The 1794-nt window shown below is 55.3% G+C and carries 3 protein-coding genes; 1 reads left to right on the top strand and 2 read right to left on the bottom strand.

Features of this window, described 5'->3' with window-relative positions; all coding sequences use genetic code 11:
* Positions 1-151: 151 nt before the first annotated feature.
* Positions 152-379, bottom strand: a complete 228-nt coding sequence (locus tag ABJ99_RS25410; RefSeq protein ID WP_004642455.1) for a hypothetical protein — start codon at positions 377-379, stop codon at positions 152-154.
* A gap of 2 nt (positions 380-381) precedes the next feature.
* Positions 382-744, bottom strand: a complete 363-nt coding sequence (locus ABJ99_RS25405) for a hypothetical protein (protein WP_007247606.1) — start codon at positions 742-744, stop codon at positions 382-384.
* Between the two features lie 426 nt (positions 745-1170).
* On the opposite strand from ABJ99_RS25405, the gene ABJ99_RS25400 reads away from it, so the two are divergent.
* Positions 1171-1791, top strand: a complete 621-nt coding sequence (locus ABJ99_RS25400) for a DNA cytosine methyltransferase (protein ID WP_230081097.1) — start codon at positions 1171-1173, stop codon at positions 1789-1791.
* Positions 1792-1794: the final 3 nt, after the last annotated feature.

The raw sequence follows: 1794 nt of genomic DNA, 5'->3' as shown, positions 1-1794 counted from the left end.
TGCGCGGCTGGCGGGCGTCAGTGTCAGCCAGGTGATGCGTGTATGGGCACATCACTTGGCTAAACCGGGGGCCTAAGCCGGACCACCGAAAATTCCGTCAACCTAGTTAACCAACTGTTTCCTGGAGAAGATGCCAGAGGCAGAGTACGATTCACTCCTCAGACCAGTGGGATGCACGTCCGCCGAGGCGTCGCGCTAATCGCTGGATATCGTCGATACCAGCAGAGCGCAATGAAGGTTGGCGTTTACTGACTGCTAAGGCGGCATCGCAAGCGGTATTCCATGCTTTTCCACGCTGGTAACGCAATGCGCGCAGCGCTTCGATCAGCAACTCCCGCTCGTCATCGCTTAAACCTTCGACCGACGGCAGCTTGGCCATGATCAGGACTCACTCACGTCGCCATCTTCATAGGACAGGCTTTCCGGGTACAGCGCTGTTAACTTGGAGAGTGTTTCCTGCACCTGTTCCAGCGAGGTCATCAGGCCGAGCACCTGATCTTCCAGATCGACGGCGAACTCAAACAGTCCGGCTACTTGGCTGCGCGATCCGTCGTTGAACACGGCCATCGCCAGTTGATGCAGTAGCAACAGGTCAGTACGCAGTTGCGGCGGCCCACCACCCTCTCTGTCGTTCAAGTCTTCGCGCAGCACGTCTACGGCATCGACTGCACGCAGCAGCGCGGTGGTATCGAAATTCTCGGGAACGAGTTCGTCCCATTCTTCATCGGTGCTGCTGATTGGCATGCTAGTCATTTCCTTGTTGGGGTGAGTACAGGCGGGCATGAGAGTCTGACTCCGGTCAGCAGTGCCTACCGGACGATTTTTCCCGAATTCTGCGGCCTCTCCTATAAAAATATGCTTGTTGGCCTGTTATTGTTTTCTGATGAGCCAACTGAGCACTCAAGGTGTCAGGCTATCCACAGCTGAAACCCTTGGCCTGTACGCAGAATGGCGCCAGAATGACAACCATGAAAATTCTCAGTAATTATTCGAGTTCAGCGCTCGAACGATCCACCCTGCGCCTAGCTTCCGGGGTATCTGAAGCCATTGATGCCGAATGCTCGTACCGGCCCAGCAACGTATCGCACAAAACTTGGATTACCGAAGCCGTGACAGAAAGGCTTGCACGTATCAACTCATCATTTTGCTCAAAAAGCGCGAAGGGAACCAATGGCTAACTTCTACGAATTTTTTGCAGGTGGCGGTATGGCTCGAGCTGGACTTGGCCCCGATTGGCAATGCATGTTCGCAAACGATTTTGACCCGAAAAAAGCTGCCAGCTACGCCACCAATTGGGGCGATGACCATTTACGCGTGGGCGACGTAGCGGCGTTGACCACGACTGAATTACCTGGTGTGGTTGATCTGGCTTGGGCTTCGTTCCCCTGCCAAGACCTTTCCTTGGCAGGTGCCGGGGCTGGCCTAAAGGGCCACCGCTCTGGCACATTCTGGCCGTTTTGGAAACTCATGAAGGCCTTGGGCGAAGAAGATCGCGCTCCGCGCATGATTGTGCTGGAAAACGTGTGCGGTGCCATTACCTCCCATGACGGCAAGGATTTCGCGGCTATCAGCGCTGCTCTGTCGAACGGCGGCTATAGATTCGGAGCCGTGGTCATGAACGCGGTCCATTTCCTGCCGCAATCCCGGCCACGTCTGTTCATCATAGCCGTAAGAAAGTCCTCGCCTATACCTCATACCATAGTTGCAAACGGTCCAGAGGTGGAGTGGCATTCGTCTACGCTGGTCGAGGCCTACAGCAAGACATGCTCTTGCGTGTGGCACTGCAAATAGCGC

This window comes from Pseudomonas syringae pv. cilantro (genome assembly GCF_001293775.1).
Taxonomy (GTDB): domain Bacteria; phylum Pseudomonadota; class Gammaproteobacteria; order Pseudomonadales; family Pseudomonadaceae; genus Aquipseudomonas; species Aquipseudomonas syringae_P.
The sequence above is the reverse complement of the archived record's forward strand: the minus strand, read 5'-3'. Positions and strand labels throughout refer to the sequence as shown.

Bases quoted from the DNA above. Each gene is read 5' to 3' on its own strand.
- ABJ99_RS25400 (WP_230081097.1), top strand. From the start codon at position 1,171: ATGGCTAACTTCTACGAATTTTTTGCAGGTGGCGGTATGGCTCGAGCT.
- ABJ99_RS25410 (WP_004642455.1), bottom strand. From the start codon at position 379: ATGGCCAAGCTGCCGTCGGTCGAAGGTTTAAGCGATGACGAGCGGGAG.
- ABJ99_RS25405 (WP_007247606.1), bottom strand. From the start codon at position 744: ATGCCAATCAGCAGCACCGATGAAGAATGGGACGAACTCGTTCCCGAG.